A 26,907-nucleotide genomic window follows, 5' to 3' on the forward strand; every position below is an offset into this window, starting at 1 on the left:
TCACTTTTTGCTACAAGTGCACGGGTTTTGACTTGGGCAACCCTGGTTTTGAGAGGCAGAAGGGAAAGAGACCCCAACACGGAGGGAAGAGCATGAGACGATGGTGGTTTGCAGTGCTGGCAGCGGTTTTTCTGCTCAGCGGTGTCGCCTTTGCGGCCACGCCCAAGATCGGCGGCACTCTCGTTTTCGGACGCGGCGGCGACAGCGTCGGCCTGGATCCCGCGTTCGAGACCGACGGCAATTCGTTCATGATCTGTGACAACGTGTATGACCAGCTGGTCCTTTACGCCGACGAGTCCACGGACATCGTCCCGGGGCTGGCCACCTCCTGGGACGTCTCTAAAGACGGCCTGACCTACACCTTCCATCTGCGCAAGGGCGTGAAGTTCCACGATGGGACGCCCATGAACGCCGATGCGGTGGTCTTTTCCCTGGGCCGCATGATGAAGGAAAAGAAGGTCAAGTTCTTCAAGGACAAGTGGGAATTTCCCAAGGATCAACCGCCGGCGGAATACTGGCTGTCCATGGAGATGGACAACATCATCGATTCCATTGAAGCCACCGATGAGTATACGGTGGTCTTCAAGCTCAAGCGGCCTGAGGCGCCTTTCATCGCCAACATGGGCATGGATTTCGCCGCCATCGTGAGCCCCACCGCCGTACTCAAGTACGGCCCGGACTTCAAGAGCCATCCGGTGGGAACCGGTCCCTTCAAGTTCGTCAAGTGGATCAAGGACGACCGGATCATCCTGGAAGCCAACCTGGACTACTGGGACGGCCGCCCCTACCTGGATCAGGCCATCTTCCGGGTCATTCCCGACAACTCGGTGCGCTTCCTGGAGCTCAAGACTGGAAACATCGACATCTGCCAGTTCCCCAACCCGGAAGACATCGAACTGGCCAAAGCGGATCCCAATCTGAAGCTGGTCTCCCAGCCCGGCATGAACATCGGCTATGTGAGCTTCAACCACACCAAGCCGTTGTGGCAGGACAAGAGGATCCGCAAGGCCATCGCCTACGCCATCAACAAGAAGGCCATCGTGGACAACATCTACTACGGCCTGGGCCAGGTGGCCAAAAACACCATCCCCCCCAACATGTGGGGCTACAACGACGACATCCAGGACTATCCCTACGATCCCGAGATGGCCAAGAAGCTGCTGAAAGAGGCCAAGTTCTTTGAAAAACTCAAGGCAGCCGGCCAGACCAAGATCACCCTGTGGAGCATGCCCGTGCCCCGGCCCTACAACCCCAACGGGATGAAGGTGGGCGAAGCCATCCAGGCCGATCTGAAGAAGGTGGGCATCGACGTGGAACTGGTCACTTTCGAATGGGGCACGTACCTCAAGAAGCAGCGGGAGCAGGATGCGTCCATGGATCTGTTCCAGTTGGGTTGGACCGGCGACAACGGAGACCCGGACAACTTCCTGGCGGTGCTGCTGGACGGCTATGCCGATCCCAACGTGCGCACCCAGTGGAAGAACAAGGAATATCATGAGATCATCCTCAAGGCCAAGCAGGCCAGCAGCAAGGAAGAGCGCATCAAGCTCTACCGCCGCGCCCAGGAACTGATCCACGAGGAAGTGCCTCTGATCAACATCGCCCACTCCCTGGTGGTCTGGCCCATGCAAAAGCGGGTTCATAACTTCAAGCTACATCCCACGGGAAGCGTGCGCCTGCACAAGGTGTGGGTGGACTAGCCCGGGGAGTTCGGCTCACGGCGTTGTGCCGCGACGCCGATAGGATGAACGCAAACAACGGCAGGGGCCTTCGGGCCCTTGCCGCTTTACTGTTGAGGGTTTGGATTTGCTGAGTTTTATCCTACGCCGCACACTGGCGCTCATCCCCACGGTTTTCGGCATCTCCGTTCTCGTCTTTTTCATGATCCACCTGGTTCCCGGAGATCCGGCAGAGATGATGCTCGGAGAACGGGCCTCGGAACAGGCCCTGAAGGAAGTTCGGGAACAGCTGGGATTGGATAAGCCTTTGTACGTGCAATACGGAAGGTTTCTCGCCCGGCTGGCCAAGGGGGATCTGGGCCGTGCGCTTCGAACCAATGAAAAGATCACCACCGAAATCGCCGACCGCTTCCCGGCCACGGTGGAGCTGTCCATCGCCGCCATGATCTTCGCCGTCACTTTGGGCATGCTGGCCGGCATCCTGTCCGCCACCCGCCAATACTCCGTCTTCGATTACTCCAGTATGATCTTTTCCCTGGTCGGGGTCTCCATGCCCATCTTTTGGCTCGGACTCATCCTCATGATCATCTTTTCCGTTCATCTGGGCTGGCTCCCCCTTTCCGGCCGTCTCAGCTACCACATTCATATTGAGTCCATCACGGGCCTCTACATCCTGGACAGCCTGCTCACCCTCAACTGGCCGGCGTTGAAAGACGCCGTCTGGCATATCATCATGCCGGCCTTCACCCTGAGCACCATTCCCATGGCCATCATCGCACGCATCACCCGCTCCAGCATGCTGGAGGTCCTGCGCCAGGACTACATCCGCACGGCCAAGGCCAAGGGACTGGCCCCCAGGGTGGTCCATTACAAACACGCCCTGAAAAACGCTTTGATTCCGGTTATCACCGTCATTGGTCTCCAGTTCGGCATCCTCCTGGGCGGCGCCATCCTGACGGAAACCATCTTCGCCTGGCCCGGCATTGGACTGTGGCTCCTGAACGCCGTCTACGCCCGGGACTTCAATGCCGTCCAGGGAGGCACCATGCTGATCGCCACGACCTTCGTGACCATCAACATGCTGGTGGACATCCTCTATGCGTGGATCAATCCCAGGATCAAGGTGAGTTAAATGAGTGCAGCTGCCACGACCTTAAAAGGCACCCAACCGGCTCCGACCAACGAGGGCCTGGAAAAATCCCGAAGCCCATTGGTGGAAGCCCTGCTGAGGCTGCGCAAGAACAAGACCGCCATCGCGGGGCTCATCATCATCCTGATCTTTCTGTGCATGGCCCTCTTCGCTCCGTGGCTGGCTCCCCACGACCCCATCAAACAGTCCCTCTATTCCAAGCTCAAGCCGCCCATTTGGGATGCCAAGGGAACCTGGGAATACGTTCTGGGCACCGATGACTTCGGCCGGGATCTGCTGAGCCGCATCATCTACGGTGCACGCATCTCCATGGTGGTGGGCGTCGTATCGGTTTCCATCTCGCTCTTTTTCGGCACCATCGCGGGCGCTTTCGCGGGTTTCTATGGCGGCAAGATCGACAACGTGATCATGCGCTTCATGGACCTGCTGCTGGCCTTTCCCAGCATCCTTTTGGCCATTGTGATCGTGGCCTTTTTGGGGCCAAGCCTGCGTAACGCCATGATCGCCATCGGCGTGGTGAGCATCCCCCGCTATGCCCGCCTGGTGCGAGGATCCGTTTTGGAGGAGTACTCCAAGGACTACGTGCAGGCGGCCCGCGCTCTCGGTGCCCGGGACGGCCGGCTCATCTTCCTGCATATCCTGCCCAACTGTCTGGCACCGCTCATCGTCCAGACCACCCTGGGTTTTGCCTCCGCCATCCTGGAGGCGGCGGCACTGAGCTTTCTGGGGCTGGGAGCCCAGCCGCCCACTCCGGAATGGGGCGCCATGCTCGCCAACGGCCGCGCGCTCATCCTTCGCGCCTGGTGGGCGGTGACCTTCCCGGGACTCATGATTCTCTTTTCCGTTCTCGGCTTCAACCTGCTCGGCGACGGCCTGCGCGACGCGCTGGACCCGCGACTTCGCGATTGATCGAGGATTGTGCCCATGACCAAACTGCTGGAAGTCCAAAACCTCAAAACCTACTTCTTTACGGATCGCGGCGTGGCCACGGCCGTGGACGACGTGAGCTTTTCCCTGGACGCGGGCAAGACCCTGTGTATTGTGGGCGAATCCGGCTGCGGTAAGAGCGTCACGGCCCTTTCCATCATGCGCCTCATTCCCGAGCCCCCAGGGCGCATTGTGGGAGGCCGCATTTTCTTTGAAGGCACCGATCTACTCACCCTTTCCGAAAACCGTATGCGATCCATTCGGGGCAACAAGATCTCCATGATCTTCCAGGAACCCATGACGTCGCTCAATCCCGTCTTCCGGGTCGGAGACCAAATCGCCGAGGTGCTGGAGCTTCATGAGAACATGAAAGGCCCCGAGGCCATGGATCGGGCCGTGGAGCTGCTCCGCATGGTGGGCATCCCCTCGCCGGAAAGCCGGATCAAGGATTATCCCCACCAAATGAGCGGCGGGATGCGCCAGCGTGTCATGATCGCCATGGCCCTGGCCTGCAATCCCAAACTGATCATCGCCGATGAGCCTACCACGGCTCTGGACGTGACCATTCAGGCGCAGATCCTGGAACTGATGGACGAACTGAGTCGCACCACGGGAACCGCCATTTTGCTCATCACCCACGATCTGGGCGTCGTGGCCGAAACCGCCCAACACGTGGTGGTTATGTACGCCGGTCGGGTGGTGGAGGAAGCGCCGGTAAAGCAGCTTTTTCACGATCCGCTGCACCCCTACACCCGAGGGCTCATGCGATCCATCCCCAGTATGAGCGATGACCAGCGGCGGCGCCTGGAAGCCATTCCTGGGGTGGTGCCGAGCCTGCTGGCCCTTCCCGTGGGGTGCAAGTTCAACGATCGGTGCCGCCACGCCTTCGACCGGTGCCGTGCCGAAGAGCCGCCCCTGACCGCCCCCAAGGACGGTCACTCGGTCCGCTGCTGGCTCTTCCACTAGGCGCCCCCTTGGGTGAATCCTTTCACGGGCTACCATCAAGAGAATCGAGATATGGCACACATCGGAAACGGTTCGGAACTGGTCATTCTGGAACAGGTCAAAAAACACTACCCCGTCACGGGCGGCGTTTTCCGACGGCAGGTGGGAGCGGTGAAGGCCGTGGACGGCGTCAGCCTGGCGATCCATCGGGGTGAAACCCTGGGTCTTGTGGGAGAAAGCGGCTGCGGTAAGTCCACCCTGGGCCGACTGATCCTGCGGCTGGAACGGCCCACCGCCGGAAAGATCCTCTACGACGGCCGTGACATCCTGGCGCTTTCCCGGGACGAAATGCGCCCCCTTCGGCGCAAGATGCAGATCATCTTCCAGGATCCCTACTCCTCGCTCAACCCCCGCCAGAACGTGGGCCGCATCATCGGCGAAGGACTGGTGATCCACAAGGTGGGCACGGAGCAGGAGCGTTTGGACCGGGTCCGCCACCTCATGAACGTGGTGGGACTGCGCCCGGAACACATCAATCGCTATCCCCATGAATTCAGCGGAGGCCAGCGACAGCGTATCGGCATCGCCCGCGCCCTGGCCCTGCAGCCGGAACTCATCATCTGTGACGAGCCCGTCTCGGCCCTGGACGTGTCCATCCAGGCCCAAGTCATCAACCTGCTCATGGACTTGCAGGAAGAATTTCACCTCACCTATCTCTTCGTTTCCCATGACCTTTCCGTGGTTCGACACATCAGTGATCGGGTGGCCGTCATGTACCTGGGGCGCATCGTGGAACTGGCCGACAAGGCGGAGCTGTATCGAAACCCGCTCCATCCCTATACACAGGCCCTGCTGGAAGCCGCCCCCATCGCGGACCCGGACCGGAAGAAGCAGCGACAGGGACTCACGGGCGACCTGCCCAGCCCGCTCAATCCGCCTTCCGGGTGCCACTTCCACACCCGATGCCCCAAGGCCATGGAACAATGCCGCCATGCCGCTCCGCGACTCAAGGAAAACGGCGACCGACACTGGATTCGGTGTTTCCTCTACGGCGACGAGGTGGACGAAACCTTGGGTTGACGGAAGACCCAGCCAGCATTCGGTGACGGTGGACGAGCTGCGAGAAAGGTGGTACACGGGTCAAGACAAAAGTTGGTAGGCGAGAGGGAAACCGCCACCCACCCTCCAGCGCCGGAGGTTTACAGTTCAGCACGAACCCCCGTATTCCTTTTGGTAATGTGGAAAGGCATTGCGCCATGGCACGAAAACGCCCCAGCTGGCACGAATACTTCATGCTCGTCGCCAAGATCGTGAGCACACGCTCCACGTGCAACTCCCGGCCCACCGGTGCCGTCATCGTCAAGGACAATCACATCCTGGCCACCGGCTACAACGGGGCCATGCCGGGAGCGCCCCACTGCATCGACATGCCCGATGTGAATGGAACCCCCTTTTGCTACCGGCGCAGCCTGGGAGTTCCGGACATCGACAAATACAACTTCTGCAAAGCGAGCCATGCAGAGGCCAACGCCATTGCCCAGGCGGCCCGCTACGGCATCTCCATCGCCGGAGCCACACTTTACACCACGTTGGCCCCTTGCTACGTGTGCCTGAAGCTGATCGCCACCGCCCGGATCCGGGCCATCTACTACGAGCACCAATACGAATCGGCCACTCCCGAGCGGGATCGTTTCTGGAAAGAGGCCATCCAGGAAGCCGGCATCCAGGTCTTCGAACAGCTCATCATCTCGGCGGAAACCTACGACTATATCCTGTCGGACATCCGCAACATCACCTCCCGGCGAAGAAGCGCCCCCACGGACTTTTACGTGCCGGGAACGGAATCGTCCTGAGGCAGGCGACGGCACCATGACCCTGGAGTTCATTCCCCTCTTTTTCGGTGACTCGATACGCCGCATCAACCCCCGGGGCACGGTGGGCCTCCTCACCCTTTGGTCCCAGCCCGATTATGTGCTTCGCCGCCTACGCCAGGCCCACATCAACCTGGATCCCGCCACCAGCCCCATCGCCGCCGTGGGAACGCTCTACGGCAACGGCCTGAGGGAGCTCCTTCGCAACCTGCTCCACAATCCCCAGATCGACACCTTGCTCGTCCTGGGACGCAACCGTTCCGGGTCTCTCGAGGAACTCTCCGCCTTCTTCCAGCATGGTCTGGAGCCCTGCTCAGGGGCTGCGCTGGAATATGTCCCGGTGGGCGGCCGAAGTCCCCGCGCCGTACGCATCCGGGGCACCTCCCGAGTGATTGACGATCTGGTGCGTCCCGAGGATTTCGCCCGCCCTCCCCGGATCCGCGTTTTCGGAACGCCCCAAGACAAGGAAGCCCTGGACCGACTCAGGGATTTTCTCGCATCCTACGCCCCTGAGTCCGGGGGCTTGCTGGAACGCGTGGAGATTCCTTTGCCCCAGGTTCGGGTCAGCACCTTTCCGAGCAATCCGCGGGCCCACGTGATCTGTGCCGACGAGCCCCTGGGCGCCTGGCTGCAGCTCATCTCCGTCCTTCACCGGTTCGGCCGCCCGGTGACCCTCGCCAAGGGCAAACGTCGCGAGCTCCAAAACGTGAAGGTGGTGGTGGAACGGCCCGGTCCCATCTCCTCAAAGGATTTGGACCGGTTCGGTCTGGATCCCGACCGGCTGGGACAGTACCAGCAAGACATCCTGAGTCCCCTGCTGGCCGGCGATGAAACCTACACCTACGGCCACAGGCTCCGCCGTTACTTCGGCGTGGACGCACTCACGGAGGCGGCCCGCCGCCTCGTTGAAGATCCCCAGGATCGCAAGGCCTATGTGGTGCTCTGGGATCCGCGCCGGGATCTCACGGCGCCCAAAGGACATCCCTGCCTGGTCAGCCTCTTTTTTCGCACCTTCCAGGACGCTCTCACCCTCACGGCTACCTTTCGAACCCACAACGCCCTGGACGCCTGGCTTGTCAACTTCTACGGTCTCATGGCCATCCTCGATTTCGTGGCATCGAAGACCGGGATTCCTCCCGGCCCCATCACCGTTGTCAGCCACTCCATCAGCCTGGACGAATCCCAGATGGACCGGGCGGCCCTCATCGCAGCGCAGCGCCCCTTCGGCTACCGAGAGGATCCCATGGGGTATTTCCGAATCAGTCTGGACCGGGACGCCATTGTGGTGGAGCATCGCCACGGGGACATCACCCTCAAGGAATACCGTCACCCGAAGGCATCCAAACTTCAGCACGAGATTGCACGCGACGGCGCCTTGTCCGACATCAACCACGCGCTCTACCTGGGACGGCAACTGGAACGGGCCGAATGGTGCCTGCGAACCGGAACCCCCTTCGTGCAGGAATAGAAAGGAACGAATCTTCGTGCCATCCAAGCCTTTTGTCTTTTTCGACATCGGCCACACCCTGGTCACCGGCGCCGCCCAATCGCCTCGCCGCCTGTTGGGCACAGCGCTTCAACTGGACGAGAAGCAGACCAAGCGGGTGGGCAAACTGATCATGACGACGCCCTGCACCGAGCCGGAGGTGCTGAGCAAAGCCATTGCCCGGGTTCTTCCGGACCACCCCGTGACGCAGATTCACCGGGCCGTGTGTGAGATCTGGGAAGACCAGATCCTTTGCGTCCGGGAAATCGAACCCGCCTCGGAACTCATCCGCACCCTAAAGGGCCGCGGATGCCGCGTGGGGCTCATCTCCAACATCTGGCATCCCTTCTTTGAAGGCTTTCGAAGAACCTGCCCAGAGATCATCCGCCTCAGTGACTTCTGCCTTCTCAGTTACCGCTTTGGAAAGAAGAAGCCGCATCCAAGCGTTTATGAAACGGGTCGCCAAGCGGCCGAGGAAGCCGGAGCGGATACATGCTGGATGATTGGTGACAGCTATGAGCTGGACATCGCCCCAGCCCAAAAGGCCGGCATGAAAGGACTTTGGATTCTTTGCCGGCCGGAACGGGAAAGAGAGCTCCTGGTGGACCTGGTCAACGGCCGATGCCCCCGGCCGCATGGCTGTGTTTCGTCGCTCGAGGAAGTGCTGGACTTTTTCGCCAACCTGGGAGTGTGAGATGTTCTTTGGGCTCGTCATCCTCAGTCTGTTTTTGGGGGCTTCCTGCCTCACCTATCTACTCTATTGGTACGATACGGCCAATGGTGCCGGCCTGGAGCGGCTCCGGCACCTTTCCGGGGGACATCCCGGCCGCTGGATCCTCACCGGCATCCTCACGGGGACCATGGCCCAGATCCTCCTGGTGCTGGCCTTTCCCACCGCCTGGTTCGGAAAAAAGCACTCTCGGCCCAAACTCGATCCGGAGGCATCGGAACCCGTCATTTTTCTCGTGCACGGGCTGTATCATAACCGCAGTGCCTGGTGGCTGCTCCGGCGTCGCCTGGTCCGGGCCGGCTTCCGGGATGTGGTGACCTTTGAATACAGCAGTTGGAAAAGGGACTTCCAAGGCATTGCGGCCCAACTCATCCAGTCCGTCCAGCAGGTTCATACCCAGGCTCCCCAGCGGCCCCTGGTGCTGGTGGGTCACAGCCTGGGCGGGCTTTTGTGCCGGGCCGCCGCCCGGCGTTTGTCCGGGCTTCCCATCGGGGGAATCGTCACCCTGGGCTCTCCCCACCAGGGGAGCCGGTTGGCCGTCTTTGCCTTCGGTCGCCTGGGCCGATCCCTGCGTTATCGCGGTCCCCTCATCCAAGGGCTGCAAGGGGACGACCCTTCGGTGCCCTATCCCCGTATCGCCCTGGCATCCCCCGTGGACAACATGGTGCTTCCCATGGAAGCCCTTGTGCCCGTTGACGACCATTGGCAACTGGAGTGGACCCAGCCTGTGAGTCACGTGGCCATGCTCTACCATCCGGGTGTCTTGTCCCGAGTGCTGGCATCCATCGATCACTGCAGGAAGCCGGAAAAGGAGAGCTGATGCATTCAGAATCCTTGGATGTCCTGAAAAGAAAGCTCCACTACCTGTGTCGTCGGCGTGCCACCCAGGAATTGGAGCTCTTGCTCATGCGCTTTTGGGAGAAAAACGCGGACGATCTAACGGCCCAGGAACTTCTGGACCTGGAACAGATCCTCACCTTGGACGACATGGACCTTCTGGCCATCTCCTTGGGACAAAGGCCCATCCCCCAGGGTTACAACCAGACCCTTTTTGCCAAGATCGTCGAAGGGGCGCGCTCGGAAACGCTCCGAACCCAGCCCGATTGAGAGCTTGTCCGAGAAGGCGGTTTTCCTGAAAGCGCGGATGTCTCGTTGGGCTACCCTGCAGACCGCAAGCGCGGGCCCCTAGCACTGTGTTCACTCTTTCACACATTCAGCGCCCCGCCCGACACCACATTGGGGATTGCAACGGGATGGCGAAAGTATTACAAGGCCCATAACAGCGGAAGTGAGCATGCACAAGGCGAACATGGTATTGAGATAAGGAGCGCATTGTGAAGATCGCGGTCAGCGGCAAAGGCGGAGTTGGAAAGACCACCCTATCGGCTTTTCTGGCGCGCTGGTTCGCCTCGCAGGGAAAATCGGTTCTGGCCATTGACGCCGACCCGGACGCCAATCTGGGTCATGCCCTGGGGGTTCGGGACGCCGGCGAACTGGTACCCATCTCTCAGATGAAGCAGCTCATCGCCGAGCGCACGGAATCGGTTCCGGGGAGCTTCGGGGGATTTTTCAAGATGAACCCCCAGGTGGATGACCTGCCCGAAAAGGTAGCCGTCCCCTGCGGCAACGGCATCCGCCTCATGGTCATGGGAGGGGTCAAGAAGGGAGGCACCGGGTGTGTGTGCCCCGAGAGCGTGCTTCTCAAGAACCTGGTCCATCACCTGATCCTTCGGCGCGACGAAGTGGTGGTCATGGACATGGAGGCGGGCATTGAACATCTGGGCCGCGGCACCTCCCGAGCCGTCAATGCCCTCATCGTGGTGGTGGAACCGGGCCGGCGGAGCATCGAAACAGCCCTCAAGGTGGAACAGCTGGCCAAGGACATCGGTATCGACAACCTCTACGTGGTGGGAAACAAGATCCGAAGCGACAGGGACGCTGCGTTCCTCCAGGACCAGCTGCCCGGATACAGGTTTCTGGGCTTTGTTCCCTACGATGAGGCGATCATTGAAGCGGATCTGGCGGGAACCGTCGCCGAGGATGTGGGAGAGAAGACTCGGGCGGCCCTCACGGCCATCGCCGAGAACCTGAAAGAACAACAACAGCCTTCGTAACCGGTGGCCTTCCTGCGAGCGGCTCCACCCGTGAGAATGTGATAGAGGCGGGATTGCTCATGCCGGTGGAAGGGGGCCGGATCCCCGCAACGACGCGCCTTCAATTTTGAGCGCTCGCACACACTAGGACGGCACTTTCCATGATCGACGTGCAGAGTCAATTGGACCATCGCAACATCAACATCGACAAGGTGGGGGTGAAAAACATCCGCTATCCCATCACCGTCATGGACAAGAAAAACGGCGTCCAGCACACGGTGGCCAGCATCAATATGTACGTGAACTTGCCCCGCAAGTTCAAGGGCACGCACATGAGCCGTTTCATCGAGATCCTCAACGAGTTCTACGGCCACCTGGACATACGGGAATTTTCCAAGATTCTGGAGGCCATGCAGGAGCGGCTCAACGCCCAATCCGCCCACCTGGAAATCGCCTTTCCCTATTTCATCGAAAAGAATTCGCCCGTCACCGGCACGCCCGGGCTGATGGAATACCTGTGCCGGGTCTCTGGGTCCCTGAGCGACCAGGACGGCTACGACCTGGTGGTGGAAGTGAACGTCCCCATCACCACGGTCTGCCCCTGCTCACGAGAAATCAGCAACCACGGCGCCCACAATCAACGAGGCATGGCCCGCCTGGCGGTGCGTTTCAACAGGTTCATGTGGATCGAGGACCTGGTGCGCATCGTGGAAGAGGCCGCCTCGTGCGAAGTCTATTCCCTGCTCAAGCGACCGGACGAAAAGTTCGTGACCGAAAAGGGTTACGAAAACCCCAAGTTCGTGGAGGACGTGGTTCGGGACGTGGCCTTTGAGTTGAAACAAAACGAGGACATCACCTGGTTTCAGGTGGACGTGGAAAATTTCGAATCCATCCACAACCACAGTGCCTACGCCTTCATAGAGCGCATGCGCTGAGTCGCGCGGGCCTCTCGTCCCGGGCGGCGGCTTGGGATCCCAAGCCCTCCTCCCTACTTGCATCAAGGCGCATCACACCGCTCCGCCACCCACCATGAAGGCCGCCATGCGCGAGTCGAGCCATGGCGCGGCCCCCTGCACTTGCTGGAAAAGCGGCACGCGGTTTTAATAAGATTACAGGGAGATTCGCGAGTGCTTGGGTTCAAACTGCGCATGAGGAACCCCCATGAGACGGGATCGGGACACATGGGATGAGGTTTGTGCCGCTTTTTTGAACCCCACCTTCTACCCCCATGCCGTCACGGAAATACGGCGCATGGACACCCACATCTCCACCGTTTTTCTCACGGGTGAAAAGGTTTATAAGCTGAAGAAACCGGTGGACTTGGGCTTTCTGGATTATAGCCGCCTGGAAGACAGGCACCGTTTCTGCCATGAGGAAGTGCGTCTGAACCAGCGCCTCAGCACCGGCGTCTACTTGGGTGTTGCGGCCGTCCGAAGGGACTCGAACGGCCGCCTGAGCCTGGATGGGCCCGGCCAGGAGGTGGAATACGCCGTTTGTATGCGCCAACTGGATCCCAGCCACAGCCTGGAGGCCCGCCTGAAGGCCGGAACCTTGGTCCCCGCAGCCATGGAAGCCTTGGGGCGGCGGCTGGCTGCCTTTTACGCATCCGCCCAACGAAGCCGGGAGATCGACCGTTTCGGCATGCCCGAGGCCATCACCTACAACGTGCAGGAAAATTTCGCTCAGACGGAGCGGTTCGCAGGAACCTGGCTGGACCGGGAGCGCTGGGAATTCATTGGGACCGTGGCCGATCATTTCTTGAACCGCCACAGCGGGCTTTTCATGAACCGCATCGCCCAGGGAAGAATCCGAGACGGCCACGGGGATCTACGCCCGGATCACATCTATTTTGCCGAATCGCTGCAGATCATCGACTGCATCGAATTCAACGATCGTTTTCGCTACGGGGATACGGCCGTGGATCTGGCCTTTCTCCACATGGACCTGGACCTGGCGGGTGCCGCCCAATGGAGTCACCGGGCCCTCTCGGCCTACGTGGAAGCGGCCCGGGACCCCGGCCTCTACCGACTGCTCGATTTTTACGCCTGCTACAGGGCCATGGTCCGCGTCAAGGTCTGCTGCCTTCGGGCGGACCAATTGCCCAAGGGGGATCGCAAGCCGCTGATCCAATCGGCCCGCCGCTACCTCCAGCAGGCATACCGCCACGCGGTCCATTTTGCCACACCCACCTTGTGGATCTGCTGCGGGCTGCCCGCATCGGGAAAATCGAGACTGGCCCGCTCCTTGGCTTCACTCCTGGAAATCGACGCGATCCATTCCGATCAGATACGCCGTGAGCTCATGGACCGACCGGAACAGGCCCCCTCGGTAACCTCCTTTGGCAAAGGAATGTACAGGCCGGAAAGGAAAAAACAGGTTTATGCCCAGCTCCTTGCCCGGGCCCACGACCGGCTGCGTTCCGGCCGATCCGTCATCGTGGACGCCACCTTTTCCCAAGGCAGATGGCGCCGGGAAGCCCTTCGGCTTGCCGACGACTTGGACGGCTCCATCGTCTTCCTGGAATGCGGCTGCCCCACCGCCGTGCTGGAAGAGCGTCTCCGGGCCCGCGAAACGAAACCGACCGATTCCGACGCCCGCCTGCATCACCTGCCCGGATTCCTGGAAACGTACGAGCCCACCGACGATCTTCCCGAAGACGTTCTGTGCCGAATCGACACGCAAGCGCCCCATCACGAGACGGTTCTCAAGGCCATGAACGCCGCCTATCCCCTTCTTTCAAAACAGAGCCGCCGGCGCGCCTCCCAAGCCGATGGGTGACAGGAAGTGATGGCTCTCGTCCCCCGCGTTGGCACGGCGCACCCCGGCGGCCCTTGGCGGCTTGGATAACGACCCTCAGGCCCGCCGTCTAGCGCTCGCAGGTGGGACATCCCCCACCGTTTCCATCGTCTGCCGAGGCCTTGTCGTCCCCGTTTTCGTCCTTTCCAAAGCGCTTGACGATCTCGGCGATCTCCCGCAGTCGGTCGTCCGCCTTGCGGAACACGGTCCCTTCGGGATAGGTCCCGTCGGGTTGCAGCTCACCGGCGGGAACACCGGTCAGGATCTCGATGCCTTCCTCGATACGTGACACGGGCCAGATGTGGAACTTGCCTTCTTGGACCGCATCCACCACTTCCTGCTTGAGCATGAGGTTGGGCACGTTCTTTTCGGGGATGATCACCCCTTGATCACCCGTGAGGCCCTTGTGGGCGCAGATGTCAAAGAAGGCCTCGATCTTTTGGGTCACGCCGCCCACCGGCTGGATTTCTCCCTTCTGGCTCACGGATCCCGTCACCGCGATCCCCTGCTTGATGGGCACACCGGATAGAGCACTCAGGATCGCATAGAGCTCCGTGCTGGAGGCGCTGTCTCCGTCCACCATGCCGTAACTCTGCTCAAAGCAAAGCGACGCCGACAAAGAGATGGGCTTGTTGTGGGCGAAGCGCTCCTTGAGGAAGCTGGAAAGAATGAGCACCCCCTTGGTGTGGATGTTGCCGCTGAGCTTGGATTCCCGCTCGATGGCGACCACGCCTTCCCGACCCACGGAAACGGTGGCCGTGATTCGGTTCGGCTTTCCGAATTCGTGATCTCCGGTCATGAGCACGGACAGGCCGTTGACTTGGCCCACCTTTTCGCCGGTGGTCTCCACCCAGAAGATGTCTTTTTTGACCAGCTCCTTGATCCGCTCTTCAATGAGGTTCGCGCGGTAGATCCTTTTCTGGATCGCCTGGTGCACGTGGTCTCTACCGATGAACTGGGCGTTGTCCAGGCCGGCGAAATAGTTGGCTTCCCGAAGAAGATCGCTGATATCGCCCAGTTCCAGGCTCAGCTTGTCCCGATCCCCGGTCACCTCCATGCTGTATTCCAGGACGCGGGCCACGCCCGAACGGTCCAGGTGCCGGATTTGGTTCTCCTGGCAGAAGCGGCTGATCATGCGGGCGCATTGCAAGATGGCCTCATCTTTGCGCTCCATCTGATCATCCATATGCGCCTTCACCTTGAAAAGCTTCTGGAACCGGTCGTCGTAGATGTAGAGCAAATGGAAGAGGTAGGGATCCCCGGTCAGGACGATCTTCACGTCCAAGGGGATGGGTTCGGGCCGGATGGTCCGGGTGCTGAAGATCCCGTAGAGCTCTCCCAGGTCTTCGATCTTGATCACTCCATCGCGCAATGCGCGCTTGACGGCCTCCCAAGACAAATACCACTTGAGAAGGTCCAGGGCCTTCATGACCAGGTAACCGCCGTTGGCCTTGTGCAACGCCCCCGGCTTGATCATCGTAAAATCCGTAAAGAGGGCTCCGAACCACGCCTGGCGCTCGATCGTCCCAAAAAGGTTGGGATAGGCCGGGTTGGATTCGATCACCACCGGCGCCCCTTCCGTCTCGGAATTGTCGATGAGGACGTTCACATCGTACTTTCGAAAGACCGCCTCCTTGGGCTGGACCGGAAAGGGCCCCATCTGCTGCTGGCTTTCCGGCTTCTTTTTGAAGTCGTCGATGTTTTCCAGGATGTCTTCCTGCACCGCCTTCAGGTAGTCCAGAACCTCCGGCTCGTCCTGATATTTTTCCACATAGTGTTCGATCAGTTGGCCCACCACAAAGAGCGCGATCTCGTTGTCCAGCTTGGCGTGTTTTTCCTTGAATTCCGCCTCCGCTTCGCGGATGCGTTTGATGGCGGCCTTCATCTTTTCCTGGAGCTCATCGCTCTTTTCCCGCAGAGCCTTCTTTTCCTCCTCGCTCAGTTCACTGAGCTCCTCCTGGCTCATGGGCTGGCCCTCTTGGTTGGCCGGAATAATCACCATGCCCACCTGGGAAAATTGGAGGATGAACCCTTCTTCCTTGGCGATCTCCGACAGTTCGTCGACGATCTCCCGGCGGCGCTTCTCGAAAGCCTGTTGGACCTCGGTTTCCTTGGCTCGATAGTCTTCGCTGTCGAACACTTCCGGGATCTTGGCCTGGAGGGTGTTGATGAACTCCTCCATGTCCTTCTTGAGCTCTTTGCCACGCCCCGCACTCAGTTTCAGGCTCTTGGGCTCGTCCGGTTGCTTGAAGTTGTGCACGTAACACCAATCGGGAGGGGTCGGCTCCTTCTTGGCCTGCTCTTCCAGAAAGGTCCTGGCGATGTAGGTGAGCCCCGCTTTACCCGGTCCGGCGATGTAGATATTGTAGCCCTTCTCCTTCATGCCCATGCCGAACTTGATGGCGTCGATGGCACGTTCTTGCCCCACCACGCCTTCTTCCAGCGGCTCCAACGCCCCCGTGTGCTCAAAGGGGAGGGTCTCGGGCTCCACGCACCCACGAAGCTCTTGCACTGGCACTTCTTTATACACACTCGGCATGTTCTCTCCTCCGCATCCTACTGCTGTTGTGGGTGTTTCCGTACAGATCCTTCGGGCCAGCAGCCAACATCCCTTCCACGCCGCAGATCACTCCAAGTAGAGCATGTTATCCCCATCGCGGAAACCCTGATGCGTTATGGGCGATGGGTCCTGAGTCCTGCATGGTGGGGGGGTAAGGGCCTCACAACGGAAGCCTGCGTCCGCTTTGATATAAACATTCCAGAATTTTTTGCCACCCCGCCGCTGACCCGCCGGGATTCGCGCCCCCATGGGCCGCCGTCCCATCAGCCCAGAAGTTCCAATCGGCACCGACGGTCTCGACTGGCAGCGGCCATCTGTGTCACGGTTCGCAACGCGTCAATGGTCTTTCCGTGCCGGCCGATCACCTTTCCCATGTCGTCCGAAGCCACCGTCAGTTCCAGAAATATGGACTCATCCTGAGTGCGCTGAGCCAATAGGACCTTTTCGGGCTGATCCACCATCGCCTTAACCAGATATTCCACAAGTTCCTTCATGGACTCCCTTTCCCTTCCCCGTCCCCCGTTGCCATCTTCTGTCGGACCGATGCCACCTTTTCCTGAGGTGTGTTGGTCTTGTCCCTGCGGTCATCGATGCGTACCTGGGTCAAGACCCGCTGGACGCCGCGGTCGAAGCAGCTTTCGTGCATACGACGCACCACCGTGAGGATAGCATCCAAATCTCCATAGAGGATCGTTCCCATGCCTGTCAATTCGTAACGCAGCCCGCTTTCTTCCACCACCTTCAAGGCCCCGGCCACATGGGAACTCAGGCTCGTATGGCCCGTTCCCAGAGGCACCACGCTCACTTCCACAATGGCCATGGCCCGCCTCCTCCTTTCGCTTCCCTCATCCCAACCAAACCGTCAAGGCCCGCACCGTTTCCACCAGGTGCGCCAATTTGTGAGGCTCCACCGTCAGGACCGGCCGTGGATCCAAAGCCTGGATCCTGCCAAAAAGGTCGTGGAAATCCACGGTACCGCGTCCCACCGGCAGATGCTCGTCCCGGTCTCCTCCGTTGTCGTGGAGGTGGAGCTCCAGGATCTTGTCCTCCAACGTCTCCCACCACACCGACAGCCGGGTACCAGAAAAGGAGTGCTGGTGGCCCACATCGAGGCAGAAACCCAAAAACGGACTCGACAACCGCTCGAATATCTTTCGATGCAGCTCCGGGTCCTCTTCCCAAACGTTTTCCAGACAAAGCCGAATGCCAAGCCCCTCCAGGCGCCGCAAGACCGGCTCCCACACCTTCAGGGCACGGTCCAGCCACGCCTCCATCTGGCCGCGATGATGGCGGGGATCGTATCCCGTATGACACACCACCTGCACCGGTTTCACCACCGCCGCCACGTCCACCAGCTGATGGAGACGAAGCCGCGTCACCTGCCGGATCAGAGGGTCCTGGCTGCCCGGGCACAACTCCCAGAAAGGCCCGTGGACCGTGAGTCCACATTGGGATGCGCCAAGTTCGGCGACCGTTTTTTCCACGTCCCGCAGATCCAAGCGGTCCAATTCCTCCCCGGAAAAGCCCAGCTCCAGATTGATGCCTTCCCGTAAAATCAATTCCCGGTACTCCCCCAGGAACCTCCAAGGCATATTCACATGGACCTGCTCCAGTACCCGCCGAGCCTTTTCATCGAACCATACGGACTTCAAGGGCTTCCTCCAAAAAAGAGTCCCGGTTCCCCACGCCCCCATTGTAGGGGATCCTCCACCTGCAGGCCACCTGTTTCCACCGGCGGCTTCCCGGAATGCCGCGCACCCGGACCCCCTCGCCTCTTCCCGGCCGCCCATCCGGGCGGCCCCTTACCAAAGCCACTTGCGTCCGCCCCGGGGATCGGCTTATGGTGATGGAGCCCCACACCGCTGGGGCCGACCCCGAGATTCTTTGGTCAATGCCCGCGCTTGTTGGAGCCTGCACGCGAAGGGAGGACGCATCGGTTCAAAAGGAGAGATTTCCATGAAGATCCAATCCTATACGAACGTGGAACCCACTCGTTTCGACAACGACGTTGCCAAGGGTGTCGCCGGCCGCGTTTTGATAGGCAAAGAAGACGGCGCGCCCAATTTCTGCATGCGCCTTTTCGAACTGGAACCCGACGGGCACACGCCGCGCCATACCCATGACTGGGAACACGAGATCTTCATCCACGACGGGGAAGGCTCCGTTCTCAAAGACGGCCAATGGGTACCCGTGCGGACCGGCGACGCGATCTTCATTGCCCCCAACGAAGACCATCAGATCAAGAACACCTCGGCGGCGCCCCTTCGCTTCGTATGCCTCATCCCCGCTGGACCACCGGAACTGTGAGTCAAAAAGGCGCGGCAAGGGACCGTCGAAAGATCCAGCCAGGTTGTCGGGCGGCTGTGGGAAGGGCGCCAGCCGGCCCCTGCCAGCGCCACCCCTTTTCGAAGTGGTCTTAGCGGAGCGCTTGAGCTCCCCGTCCCAGACCGCCCGCCCCTGGATTGAGAAAGTTTGTTCATTTTTAACTTTGGTTCATACCCAAAGCCTGCTAGAATGGCTTCTCGTGAGTGGTTTCGCGGTTTGGATCACCCCAAAACATCCAAGCCATGAGCAGACGCATCGCACACTCCCGTTCCCCAAGCGCTCTTTCCCCGTTCCCGATCTGCTCTCGGCGGCCGGCACCGGCCAAGACGTCCCCCTTTGGGGCTGGAGGCCAAGCTTGTAGGGCGCTATCCTCCAGCCCATGTGAAGGTTCGGTCCGTTTCACCGTTATCTGCAAGGGAGGCATTCCATGAGCAAACTCCTGTGGCAACCCAGCGAAGAGCGCATTCAAAACTCCAACATGTATCAATTCCTGCAATACGTGAACGAGCGGCATGGTCAATCTTTCCGCACCTACGAAGAGCTCTACCAATGGTCTGTCACCGAGATTCCCACCTTTTGGGCCACTTTCTGGGACTACAGCCACATCCTTTGCAGCCGATCCTATGATCAGGTGGTGGATGATGTGAAAAAGCTCCCCGGCGCTCGATGGTTCGAAGGCGCCCAGCTCAACTTCGCCGAAAACCTGCTGCGCTACCGCGATGACCGCATTGCCTTGAGCTTCAAGGGCGAGGGGCAGGCCACACGCCATATCACCTACGCCGAGCTCTACGATCGAGTGGCCCGCCTGGCCAAGTCCCTTCGGGACATGGGCATCCAACCCGGAGACCGCATCGCCGGATTCGTGCCCAACATGATCGAGACCGTCATCGCCATGCTGGCCACCACCAGCCTGGGGGCCGTCTGGTCGTCTTGTTCCCCCGACTTCGGTATCAAGGGCGTCCTGGACCGGTTCGGCCAGATCGAACCCCGGGTGCTCTTTACCGCCGACGGCTATTACTACAACGGCAAGACCTTCGATTCCCTGGGCCGCATTGCCGAGATCCTCAAGGAACTGCCCAGCATCGAAAAGGTGGTGGTCATGCCCTACACGGATCCCCATCCGGATCCGGGGCGCGTGCGAAACGGGGTGCTCCTGGAGGATTTCATGGCCAAGGAAAGCGGTCTGGAAATCCAATTCCAGCAAGTCCCCGCCAATCATCCGCTCTACATCATGTATTCGTCGGGTACCACGGGAGTGCCCAAGTGCATCGTTCACGGCGTGGTGGGCACCCTGATCCAGCACCTGAAAGAGCTTGGGCTCCACACGGACCTCAAACGCGACGACACCATCTTCTACTTCACCACCTGCGGCTGGATGATGTGGAACTGGCTGGTGAGTTCCCTGGCCCTGGGGGCCCGCGCCTTGTTGTACGACGGCTCCCCCTTCTATCCCGATCCCGGATCCTTGTGGCAGATGGCCCAGGACGAAAAGATCACCATCTTCGGCACCAGCGCCAAGTACCTGGCCGCCCTGGAAAAGGCGGGTGTGAAACCCAGGGAGACCTACGACCTCACGCCTCTCAAGGCCATCTTGTCCACCGGATCGCCTCTTTCCATCGAAAGCTTCCAATACGTCTACCGTGATATCAAGGAAGACCTGTGCCTGTCGTCCATCTCCGGCGGCACGGACATCATCAGCTGCTTCGCCCTGGGCAACCCCATGGGCCCCGTCTATGCCGGCGAACTCCAGTGCCGGGGGCTTGGCATGAAGGTGGAGGCCTGGGACGAGGACGGAAGGCCCGTGATCGGTCAGAAAGGAGAGCTGGTCTGCACGGCGGCGGCCCCCTCCATGCCCATCTACTTCTGGAACGACCCGGACGGGCAAAAGTACCGGGACGCCTACTTTTCCGTCTATCCGGGGGTGTGGCACCACGGAGACTTCATCGAGATCACCGAACGGGGCGGGGTCATCATTTACGGGCGATCCGATGCCACCCTGAACCCCGGCGGCGTTCGCATCGGTACGGCGGAAATCTACCGGCAGGTGGAGACCATCCCCGAAGTGCTGGACAGCCTGGTGGTGGGTCAAGACTGGGACAACGATGTACGGGTCATCCTCTTTGTCAAACTCCGTGAGGGCCACGAGCTCACCGACGAGCTGGTCCAGCGGATCAAGAAGGCGATCCGGGAAAACACCACGCCACGGCATGTGCCCGCCAAGATCATCGCCGTTGCCGACATTCCCTACACCATCAGCGGAAAGAAGGTGGAGCTGGCCGTTCGCAAGGTGATCCACAACCAGGAAGTGAAGAACAAAGACGCTCTGGCCAATCCGGAATCCCTCGATTATTTTAAGGATATTCCAGAACTTCAGTCTTGACCCATGCGGGGTCGAAAAACCCATGCGGGGTCGGAAAATGGGATAGCCTGCATCGCCGCGGGGCCTCGGCCCCGCGGTAAGAGGCCATCGTAGTCCATGGGGCAGGCAGGACCCGACGGCCCATGGGATGTCCAAGAACGCCTCCGCAGCCCAAGCCAACCGAGCCCACTTAAACCAAGCTCAGACCGTCCCTCACGCCAGCCTGTCCAGAGGCTCGCCTCGCAGCAGGGCCAAGGCCACTTCCTTTTCGCGGGAAAAACGGCTCAGCAGCGCATCCCGTACGGGTCCGTGGAAGACGCGGCTCGTTCGCTCCCGCAACCGGTAAATGGATCGGATGAGCGCTTCTTCATCCACGTCACCATTCTTTCCCACGGCACGGTTCAGCGCCTGGGCAAAGAAGCGTGCAGCCCGTTTGGGACCGTGCTGCACGGCGGTGCTCCACAGCACCTCTTGGGCGGCCCGGGACAGGTTCTCCACCTTTATTCCGGTGGCCGCTTCCACCGCCCGCACAGCCGCCTCGTAGTAAGTTTCCCGCACAAAGGCATGCTGGAGCGCGGCAAAACGCTCGGGGTTTTCGCGAGCGATCCGGCGCCACACTCGGGGCATCGCTCCGTTTCGACTGCCCGTGTCCGCCGGGCCCGCTGCCTCCAGCCTCGCGGCCCATTGGGGCTCCCGCTGCCTAAGAAAATCCAGGAACCGATCCATGGTGCCGGTCTTGGACGACAACTGATAGATGCCATAGGATGTACCGCCGCGCCGATCGTAGCCCACGGCGGCCACTCCCTCCTGCCCCGCTTCGAAGGCCGACGAGAGCCTTCCCAACGGCACAGGTTCCACGGAAGGGGCCTCTTCGTCCACCGCCTCGGGCAGGGCAACGGGCGAGGGGTCGACCGTAGAAAGTCCGGACAGAGAGGGACCGCTCCACAGAGATTGGCCGGAACCCAACGCGGACGCCTTGATATAAGCCGCCACGATGGCGGCCTGGATCTGCTGTTTGTCCATGGCGCTAAAACGGGAACGCGCCGCTTGGGGATCCGCCTGGGGGGCGCTCAGATCCCGGAGCATCCGCCAATCCTCCCCGGCGGGCCCCTGGGGGGCTTCGCCGGCAAGACCTTGTTCCGCCTGGAAAACTCTCTGAAAGACCCGCTGTTCCACCGACCGGGTCAGCACGCGCGCCTGATCCTCGGTCCCTGGGGACATGGAGGGCTTCGGTATGGGCTTTCGCACAAAGTGTACCGCCAAGATTGCCTCCCTTGCTGCAATGGATGGAACTCAAGCAGAGTTGTAGCAATATTCGTGCACAATGGACGATCAGAAAGACATCCCGGGCCTGGTTCCGGCTGGGAGCAAGGCCTCATGAGGAAGGCGGAAAATATGACCCGCGCCCCCACCCCCAAGGCGGTTTCCTGCCAGCGCCCCAACGCGGCAGAATGTTCCGGGCACCGGTCCCATCTTGCCCCCCATCGCTTCCCAATGGGAGCTTGTGCTAAAAAGGCTTTCCAAGTAGGAAGGCATCCTGCGATCACCATCCGCTAGGGGGGCCCCGCCGAGTCGGCCCACCGAGCGCAAAGCCTCTCTGGCCTCAGACCGGCCGCGACCGCCTTGTCACCACAGTCCCAAACCGTCCGGTCCCCACGAAAAGGAACCAGGTAATGGCTTCCTCGGAGCATCTCCACAAGGAGAGCGCCCGACCGTCGTATGCCGCTACCATGGGGTGGGACATCCACGGCCTATCCATCGCCGCGAAACAGACGCCTCCAGGGGCGACACCCTCCACGGAACTCACCCCACGGAGGCCTCTCGACGGCACCCGATCCGTCAGGACCTTGACTAGAAAGGCGTCAGAAACCCGTTCCAGGGACGAGCGCACGGAAGGCTCGCTCCAGGTCTTTTTCATCTGCCACGCCCATGGCCAGGGCCGCCTCCCGCACGGTGATCCCCTCCGCGTGGGCCTTCTTGGCCACCTGCGCCGCCCGGTCATAGCCCAGCAGGGGCACCAGGTAGGTGGCCATCGCCAGGCTCTGTTCCACCATGGATTGGCATCGCGCCCGGTCCGCTTCCATTCCCGCCACGCAGCGTTCGGCAAGCGCCCCAGCGGCATTGGTCAGCAGGTTGAGCGATTCCATCAGGGTGTGGCCCATGAGCGGCATCATGAGGTTCAGTTCCAGGACCCCGCCCTGGCCGCCCAGGGCCATGGTCTGATCGTTTCCCAGGATGCGGGCGCAGGCCTGGATCACGGCTTCGGGAATGACCGGGTTCACTTTTCCCGGCATGATGGATGATCCCGGCTGCAGTTCAGGAAGGCGCACTTCGCCCAGACCGCATCGCGGTCCCGACGCGAGCCAGCGGATGTCGTTGGCGATTTTGGAAAGGCTCACGGCCACCGTGCGCACCATGCCGCTCGCCTCCACCAGGGTGTCCTGGGAACCCTGCGCTTCGAAGTGATCGGCCGCCTCCCGAAACCGAGCGTTCGTTTCCGATCGGATCGCTTCCAGCACCGCCCGGGCAAATCCGGCAGGCGCCCCCACCCCGGTGCCCACCGCCGTTCCGCCCAGGGGCACCTGGCAGAGGCGATCTTCCAGGCCCTGGAGCCTGGCGCAGCCCAATTCCACCTGCCGGGCATACCCGCAAAATTCCTGGCCCAGGGTCACCGGTAGGGCATCCTGAAGATGCGTGCGACCGATCTTGACCACGTCCGCAAATTCTCGCGCCTTTTCTTCCAGGGTGCTCTGGAGGTTTCGCAGTGCCGGAAGGCAACGGTCCCGCAGCGTCAACCAGGCGGCCATGCGAATGGACGTGGGAATGACATCGTTGCTGGACTGGCCCAGGTTCACGTGGTCGTTGGGGTGCACCGGCTCCCGGCCTCCGCGCCGGCCGGTCAGGATTTCGTTGGCCCGGCCCGCCACCACCTCGTTCATGTTCATGTTGGTGGATGTCCCGGAACCCGTCTGATAGACGTCCACGGGAAACTGGTCCCAGTGGCGGCCTTCCACCAGCTCCCGGGCGGCTTGGGCGATGGCGTCGGCCCGCTTCGGGTCCAGCCTTCCCGCTTCCCGGTGGACCTGCGCCGCCTTTTCCTTGATGAGAGCCAAAACGCGGAGGATCTCCCGGGGCATGGTCACCCCGCCCAGGCCGAAGTTATCCACCGCCCGCTGGGTCTGGGCCCCGTAATAGGCGGATGCCGGCACCCGAACCTGGCCCAGAGAATCCCGCTCCACGCGCATTCCATCGACCATCGTCTCTTCCCCTTTGTCCCATTCCAGATCCATCCCAAGGCTGCCGCACCCCACGAATGCTTTTGGCGGTCTTTTTCGGGATCAGCTTCTGGGAAGGAGCATACAGAGGTTCCGGGCGGGCGATCAATCGAATTTTCGGTTGATGTCCTGCAGATGGAGCAGACCGTGCTTCAGGCTTTTTTGGAAGAGCTGGACGATGCGGGCAGGCGGAAGCCGGCGCATGTTTTCCCACGCCGCCTGGAAGCGCTCCTGCTCATCCTGGATGGCCCTGTAGACCGCCCCTTCCTGGGCCCGTCGTTTCCGCTCCAGATATTCTTGGAAGCCGATGACCTTCATGACTTACCCCTTCCGTCGATGTGTGTTGCATCCACGGAAGGGGCAAGACTCATGCCAGCATGGCGACTTCACAGTTCTAAGGAGAGGACGGATGCGTCGGCGGGACGTTCCCGCAAAGACGACGGTGCGCTTTAGATGGCGCCGGTCGCCGCCAGGGCGTGGGTGACCAGGCGCTGCATGATCTTTTCCCTGATATCTCGCGGTGCGTCCAAGCCCAGACGTTCCAGGTAGGGCCTGGCCGCAGCGGGCGGCGCCAGGCTTGCCAGCAGGGGTTTGACCTGAAAGAGCTTGCCTTTGTTGCCGTTGGTGGCATCCTTCAGGTGCCGCAGGGCCTTGGCCAGGATCAGTTCCTGGTCCGTGAGATCCGTTCCGAAGGGGAAGGGACCGAAAAGCCCCTTTTGCCGGAAGGATCCCAGTTCGGCCTCCAGCCTTTCGGGCACGTTGTGGCGGAAGGCATCGGGAACGCGGTAATCGGCGGGCAATTTGTGGGCCGCCTTGGCCTGCCGGACCAGCTCGTCCTGAAATCGGGAGTCCGCGATCTGGATGAGAGCGGCGGCCACCTCCTGATCCGTCTTTCCGCGGATATCTGCGATGCCGTATTCGGTCACCACGATGTCGCGAAGGTGCCTGGGGATGGTGGTGTTGCCGTAATTGAAGAGCACGTTGGACGTGGCGTGGGCACCGCTGCCCCGCGTGCTTCGAATCATGATGATGCAGCGGCCTCCGGGCAGGGCATGGGCCTGGGAGACGAAGTTGTACTGGCCCCCCACACCGCTGATGACCCGACCGTCCTCCAGTCCGTCGGAAACGATGGCCCCGCTCAGGGTGACCATCAATCCCGTGTTGACGAAACGGGCATGGCGGCGCTGCAGAACCTTCAGCTCTTCGTCGCCGTAGAGATGGTTCATGTAGGAGACCGCTTTCATGTTGATGAGGCGCCGTTCTTCGGGCGGCATCTGGTGCAGAGCCTCATAGAAGCTGCGCGGCCCGATGAAGAATCCGCCGTGCACGGCCACACCGTTTTGCAGTCTTTGGCCCAGGGCGTGGGCTTCCAGAGCTTGACGGGCTTTGGGATCATCCAGGTCCGCCGGGATGCGGAGCACTCCGTTGGTGAGCTCCCCTTCATCCCAGCGCCATTGGGGATCCAGGATCCCAAATCGGGACAGGAGAGCCACGTCGTTTGCCGTCAGCTTTCTTGAAATGGCCCCGGCCGCCACCAGCTGATCCAACACCGCCCCGGTGATCTCCTCCTGGAGCCGCCCGTCGTTGACCAGGCGCTGGATCGCAGGATGGTCGTAGACCTTGCGCTTGATGATGCCGTGCTTCATCAGATGCACGTAGCCGTCCACAAACATCTCGGTGCACCCGTAGAGGCCTTCCCGGAAGGGGTCCGTTCCGCCGTGCTTCTCAACGGATTGCCCGAAGCGCTCCAGAATCCCGGTCCGTTGCAGGATCTCCCGGTACAGGTCGTTGTGCTCGTGGCGGACGATGAGTCCATAGGTGATGGCATCGCCCAGGGATCCGATGCCGATCTGCAGAGTGCCGCCGTCGCGAATCAAACTGCCCACGTTGAGGCCGATCATGTAGTCCTGGGTGCTCACCGATTCCTTGGGCGGCGCAAACAGGGGGAATTCGCAGTCGGGATGATCCAGCACCGCGTCGAATTCTTGGGGCTCCACTTCCGAATCCCCGTACATGTAGGGAAGATTGCGGTTCACCTGCGCAACGATGGCCACCGGACGCCCTTCCCTTTCCGCCTGTCGCATGGCCGGAACCAGGTCCAGAGCCACCTCCGGATTGCAGCTGTAGGAATAGCGATCCCGCCCGTCCGCCTGCCGTTCGGCGCTGACCAGCTGAGCGGCCACATTGATGCCGTTGTCCATGAGGTCCCGCACGGCATGGGTATAGTTGGTGCTGATGTAGTTGAGCTGGGCGTGCTCGTAATTCATGAACGCGCCCGGACGGAAGAAGAATTCACACACCTGAATGTTTTCCGGCACATCTCTTCGCCGGACGGCCAAGGCATACTCCAGGGGCGGATAACCGCCGAAGACCCTTTCCAGGATCGGTTCCAGAAACCGTCGCTCCAGGTCCGACGACCAGCCGGGCACTTCCGGGGTGATGGCCGTGATGATCTTGAGCCGAATGGACGGATCGCGGCGGGCCCGGTTGAAAATGGCGTTGGCCAGATGGTTGGGCTTCCCCAACCCCAAGGCCAAACCCAAAACGATGTTCTTGCCCACCCGGGACAAGATGTAATCGGTGCAGGCTTCGGGGTCTTGAAAAACGGCAGGGCGATTGTGCTTCATGGGCATCTCCGTCTCCGTGGTCGCATCCGCCTGGGACATGGGAACGCGAGTTCAGATAGATTTTACGACCGATCCTTTTAACCG

23 protein-coding genes are annotated in these 26,907 nt (G+C 60.9%); 15 read left to right on the forward strand and 8 right to left on the reverse strand.

Features of this window, described 5'->3' with window-relative positions; translation table 11 throughout:
- Positions 1-92 precede the first annotated feature (92 nt).
- The 13 genes from B9A12_RS07745 (at position 93) to B9A12_RS17790 (ending at position 13,659) form a co-directional block, all read left to right on the forward strand.
- Positions 93-1,700: an ABC transporter substrate-binding protein gene (locus B9A12_RS07745; RefSeq protein WP_084057326.1), complete on the forward strand. Its 1,608-nt coding sequence runs from the start codon at positions 93-95 to the stop codon at positions 1,698-1,700.
- 106 nt (positions 1,701-1,806) lie between these two features.
- Entirely contained in the window at positions 1,807-2,811 is a 1,005-nt protein-coding gene (locus B9A12_RS07750; RefSeq protein ID WP_170920437.1) for an ABC transporter permease, read from the forward strand.
- Positions 2,812-3,738, forward strand: coding sequence for a nickel transporter permease (gene nikC, locus B9A12_RS07755; protein ID WP_084057327.1), 927 nt, complete (start codon positions 2,812-2,814; stop codon positions 3,736-3,738).
- 15 nt (positions 3,739-3,753) lie between these two features.
- Complete coding sequence (locus B9A12_RS07760; RefSeq protein WP_084057328.1) at positions 3,754-4,722, forward strand: ABC transporter ATP-binding protein; 969 nt, start codon at positions 3,754-3,756, stop codon at positions 4,720-4,722.
- 51 nt (positions 4,723-4,773) lie between these two features.
- The gene (locus B9A12_RS07765; protein ID WP_084057329.1) at positions 4,774-5,781 is read left to right on the forward strand and encodes an ABC transporter ATP-binding protein; all 1,008 of its coding nucleotides are present in this window, start codon (positions 4,774-4,776) and stop codon (positions 5,779-5,781) included.
- Positions 5,782-5,957: 176 nt separating this feature from the next.
- Positions 5,958-6,554 carry a deoxycytidylate deaminase gene (locus tag B9A12_RS07770; protein WP_084057330.1) on the forward strand — a complete coding sequence of 199 codons (597 nt, stop codon included), beginning with the start codon at positions 5,958-5,960 and terminating at the stop codon, positions 6,552-6,554.
- A gap of 16 nt (positions 6,555-6,570) precedes the next feature.
- On the forward strand, positions 6,571-8,040 hold the full coding sequence (locus B9A12_RS07775; RefSeq protein ID WP_245802383.1) for a thymidylate synthase: 1,470 nt from the start codon (positions 6,571-6,573) through the stop codon (positions 8,038-8,040).
- Positions 8,041-8,056: 16 nt separating this feature from the next.
- Positions 8,057-8,752, forward strand: coding sequence for an HAD family hydrolase (locus tag B9A12_RS07780; protein WP_084057331.1), 696 nt, complete (start codon positions 8,057-8,059; stop codon positions 8,750-8,752).
- Position 8,753: 1 nt separating this feature from the next.
- Positions 8,754-9,608: an esterase/lipase family protein gene (locus B9A12_RS07785; protein ID WP_170920438.1), complete on the forward strand. Its 855-nt coding sequence runs from the start codon at positions 8,754-8,756 to the stop codon at positions 9,606-9,608.
- Complete coding sequence (locus B9A12_RS07790; RefSeq protein WP_084057333.1) at positions 9,608-9,895, forward strand: FAD assembly factor SdhE; 288 nt, start codon at positions 9,608-9,610, stop codon at positions 9,893-9,895. The genes B9A12_RS07785 and B9A12_RS07790 overlap by 1 nt, the downstream gene beginning before the upstream one ends.
- A 227-nt stretch (positions 9,896-10,122) precedes the next feature.
- Positions 10,123-10,902 carry an ATP-binding protein gene (locus tag B9A12_RS07795; protein ID WP_084057334.1) on the forward strand — a complete coding sequence of 260 codons (780 nt, stop codon included), beginning with the start codon at positions 10,123-10,125 and terminating at the stop codon, positions 10,900-10,902.
- 140 nt (positions 10,903-11,042) lie between these two features.
- Positions 11,043-11,816, forward strand: coding sequence for a GTP cyclohydrolase FolE2 (gene folE2, locus B9A12_RS07800; RefSeq protein ID WP_084057335.1), 774 nt, complete (start codon positions 11,043-11,045; stop codon positions 11,814-11,816).
- A 226-nt stretch (positions 11,817-12,042) separates the two neighbouring features.
- Positions 12,043-13,659 (forward strand): bifunctional aminoglycoside phosphotransferase/ATP-binding protein, encoded by a 1,617-nt coding sequence (locus tag B9A12_RS17790; protein ID WP_084057336.1) that lies wholly within the window; start codon positions 12,043-12,045, stop codon positions 13,657-13,659.
- A gap of 88 nt (positions 13,660-13,747) precedes the next feature.
- Here the strand turns inward: B9A12_RS17790 and B9A12_RS07810 are convergent, their stop codons facing one another.
- The 4 genes from B9A12_RS07810 to B9A12_RS07825 form a co-directional block, all read right to left on the reverse strand.
- On the reverse strand, positions 13,748-16,216 hold the full coding sequence (locus B9A12_RS07810; protein ID WP_084057337.1) for a Lon protease family protein: 2,469 nt from the start codon (positions 16,214-16,216) through the stop codon (positions 13,748-13,750).
- A gap of 284 nt (positions 16,217-16,500) precedes the next feature.
- A complete protein-coding gene (locus B9A12_RS07815) occupies positions 16,501-16,731 on the reverse strand; it encodes a KH domain-containing protein (protein WP_084057338.1) in 231 nt (76 codons plus the stop codon).
- The gene (locus B9A12_RS07820; protein WP_084057339.1) at positions 16,728-17,057 is read right to left on the reverse strand and encodes an MTH1187 family thiamine-binding protein; all 330 of its coding nucleotides are present in this window, start codon (positions 17,055-17,057) and stop codon (positions 16,728-16,730) included. The genes B9A12_RS07815 and B9A12_RS07820 overlap by 4 nt, the downstream gene beginning before the upstream one ends.
- Positions 17,058-17,082: 25 nt before the next feature.
- Positions 17,083-17,889 (reverse strand): sugar phosphate isomerase/epimerase family protein, encoded by an 807-nt coding sequence (locus B9A12_RS07825; RefSeq protein ID WP_170920439.1) that lies wholly within the window; start codon positions 17,887-17,889, stop codon positions 17,083-17,085.
- Between the two features lie 304 nt (positions 17,890-18,193).
- Here B9A12_RS07825 and B9A12_RS07830 point away from each other — a divergent pair, with 304 nt between their 5' ends.
- Both B9A12_RS07830 and B9A12_RS07840 read left to right on the forward strand, forming a co-directional pair.
- Complete coding sequence (locus B9A12_RS07830; RefSeq protein ID WP_084057341.1) at positions 18,194-18,544, forward strand: cupin domain-containing protein; 351 nt, start codon at positions 18,194-18,196, stop codon at positions 18,542-18,544.
- Between the two features lie 445 nt (positions 18,545-18,989).
- On the forward strand, positions 18,990-20,942 hold the full coding sequence (locus B9A12_RS07840; RefSeq protein WP_084057343.1) for an acetoacetate--CoA ligase: 1,953 nt from the start codon (positions 18,990-18,992) through the stop codon (positions 20,940-20,942).
- A gap of 192 nt (positions 20,943-21,134) precedes the next feature.
- On the opposite strand, the gene B9A12_RS07845 is transcribed toward B9A12_RS07840, so the two are convergent.
- The 4 genes from B9A12_RS07845 to B9A12_RS07860 form a co-directional block, all read right to left on the reverse strand.
- Positions 21,135-22,184: a VgrG-related protein gene (locus B9A12_RS07845; RefSeq protein WP_139796543.1), complete on the reverse strand. Its 1,050-nt coding sequence runs from the start codon at positions 22,182-22,184 to the stop codon at positions 21,135-21,137.
- A 599-nt stretch (positions 22,185-22,783) separates the two neighbouring features.
- Positions 22,784-24,178: a class II fumarate hydratase gene (locus B9A12_RS07850; RefSeq protein ID WP_084057436.1), complete on the reverse strand. Its 1,395-nt coding sequence runs from the start codon at positions 24,176-24,178 to the stop codon at positions 22,784-22,786.
- A 123-nt stretch (positions 24,179-24,301) separates the two neighbouring features.
- Positions 24,302-24,514 (reverse strand): hypothetical protein, encoded by a 213-nt coding sequence (locus tag B9A12_RS07855; RefSeq protein WP_084057345.1) that lies wholly within the window; start codon positions 24,512-24,514, stop codon positions 24,302-24,304.
- A 131-nt stretch (positions 24,515-24,645) separates the two neighbouring features.
- The gene (locus B9A12_RS07860; protein WP_084057437.1) at positions 24,646-26,823 is read right to left on the reverse strand and encodes an acetyl-CoA hydrolase/transferase C-terminal domain-containing protein; all 2,178 of its coding nucleotides are present in this window, start codon (positions 26,821-26,823) and stop codon (positions 24,646-24,648) included.
- Between the last annotated feature and the right edge of the window lie 84 nt (positions 26,824-26,907).

Source organism: Desulfacinum hydrothermale DSM 13146, from assembly GCF_900176285.1.
GTDB lineage: Bacteria > Desulfobacterota > Syntrophobacteria > Syntrophobacterales > DSM-9756 > Desulfacinum > Desulfacinum hydrothermale.

Coding starts and splice junctions, on each gene's coding strand:
- B9A12_RS07745 (WP_084057326.1), top strand. CDS start 93: ATGAGACGATGGTGGTTTGCAGTGCTGGCAGCGGTTTTTCTGCTCAGC.
- nikC (WP_084057327.1), top strand. CDS start 2,812: ATGAGTGCAGCTGCCACGACCTTAAAAGGCACCCAACCGGCTCCGACC.
- B9A12_RS07760 (WP_084057328.1), top strand. CDS start 3,754: ATGACCAAACTGCTGGAAGTCCAAAACCTCAAAACCTACTTCTTTACG.
- B9A12_RS07765 (WP_084057329.1), top strand. CDS start 4,774: ATGGCACACATCGGAAACGGTTCGGAACTGGTCATTCTGGAACAGGTC.
- B9A12_RS07770 (WP_084057330.1), top strand. CDS start 5,958: ATGGCACGAAAACGCCCCAGCTGGCACGAATACTTCATGCTCGTCGCC.
- B9A12_RS07775 (WP_245802383.1), top strand. CDS start 6,571: ATGACCCTGGAGTTCATTCCCCTCTTTTTCGGTGACTCGATACGCCGC.
- B9A12_RS07785 (WP_170920438.1), top strand. CDS start 8,754: ATGTTCTTTGGGCTCGTCATCCTCAGTCTGTTTTTGGGGGCTTCCTGC.
- B9A12_RS07790 (WP_084057333.1), top strand. CDS start 9,608: ATGCATTCAGAATCCTTGGATGTCCTGAAAAGAAAGCTCCACTACCTG.
- folE2 (WP_084057335.1), top strand. CDS start 11,043: ATGATCGACGTGCAGAGTCAATTGGACCATCGCAACATCAACATCGAC.
- B9A12_RS17790 (WP_084057336.1), top strand. CDS start 12,043: ATGAGACGGGATCGGGACACATGGGATGAGGTTTGTGCCGCTTTTTTG.
- B9A12_RS07810 (WP_084057337.1), bottom strand. CDS start 16,216: ATGCCGAGTGTGTATAAAGAAGTGCCAGTGCAAGAGCTTCGTGGGTGC.
- B9A12_RS07815 (WP_084057338.1), bottom strand. CDS start 16,731: ATGAAGGAACTTGTGGAATATCTGGTTAAGGCGATGGTGGATCAGCCC.
- B9A12_RS07820 (WP_084057339.1), bottom strand. CDS start 17,057: ATGGCCATTGTGGAAGTGAGCGTGGTGCCTCTGGGAACGGGCCATACG.
- B9A12_RS07830 (WP_084057341.1), top strand. CDS start 18,194: ATGAAGATCCAATCCTATACGAACGTGGAACCCACTCGTTTCGACAAC.
- B9A12_RS07840 (WP_084057343.1), top strand. CDS start 18,990: ATGAGCAAACTCCTGTGGCAACCCAGCGAAGAGCGCATTCAAAACTCC.
- B9A12_RS07850 (WP_084057436.1), bottom strand. CDS start 24,178: ATGGTCGATGGAATGCGCGTGGAGCGGGATTCTCTGGGCCAGGTTCGG.
- B9A12_RS07855 (WP_084057345.1), bottom strand. CDS start 24,514: ATGAAGGTCATCGGCTTCCAAGAATATCTGGAGCGGAAACGACGGGCC.
- B9A12_RS07860 (WP_084057437.1), bottom strand. CDS start 26,823: ATGAAGCACAATCGCCCTGCCGTTTTTCAAGACCCCGAAGCCTGCACC.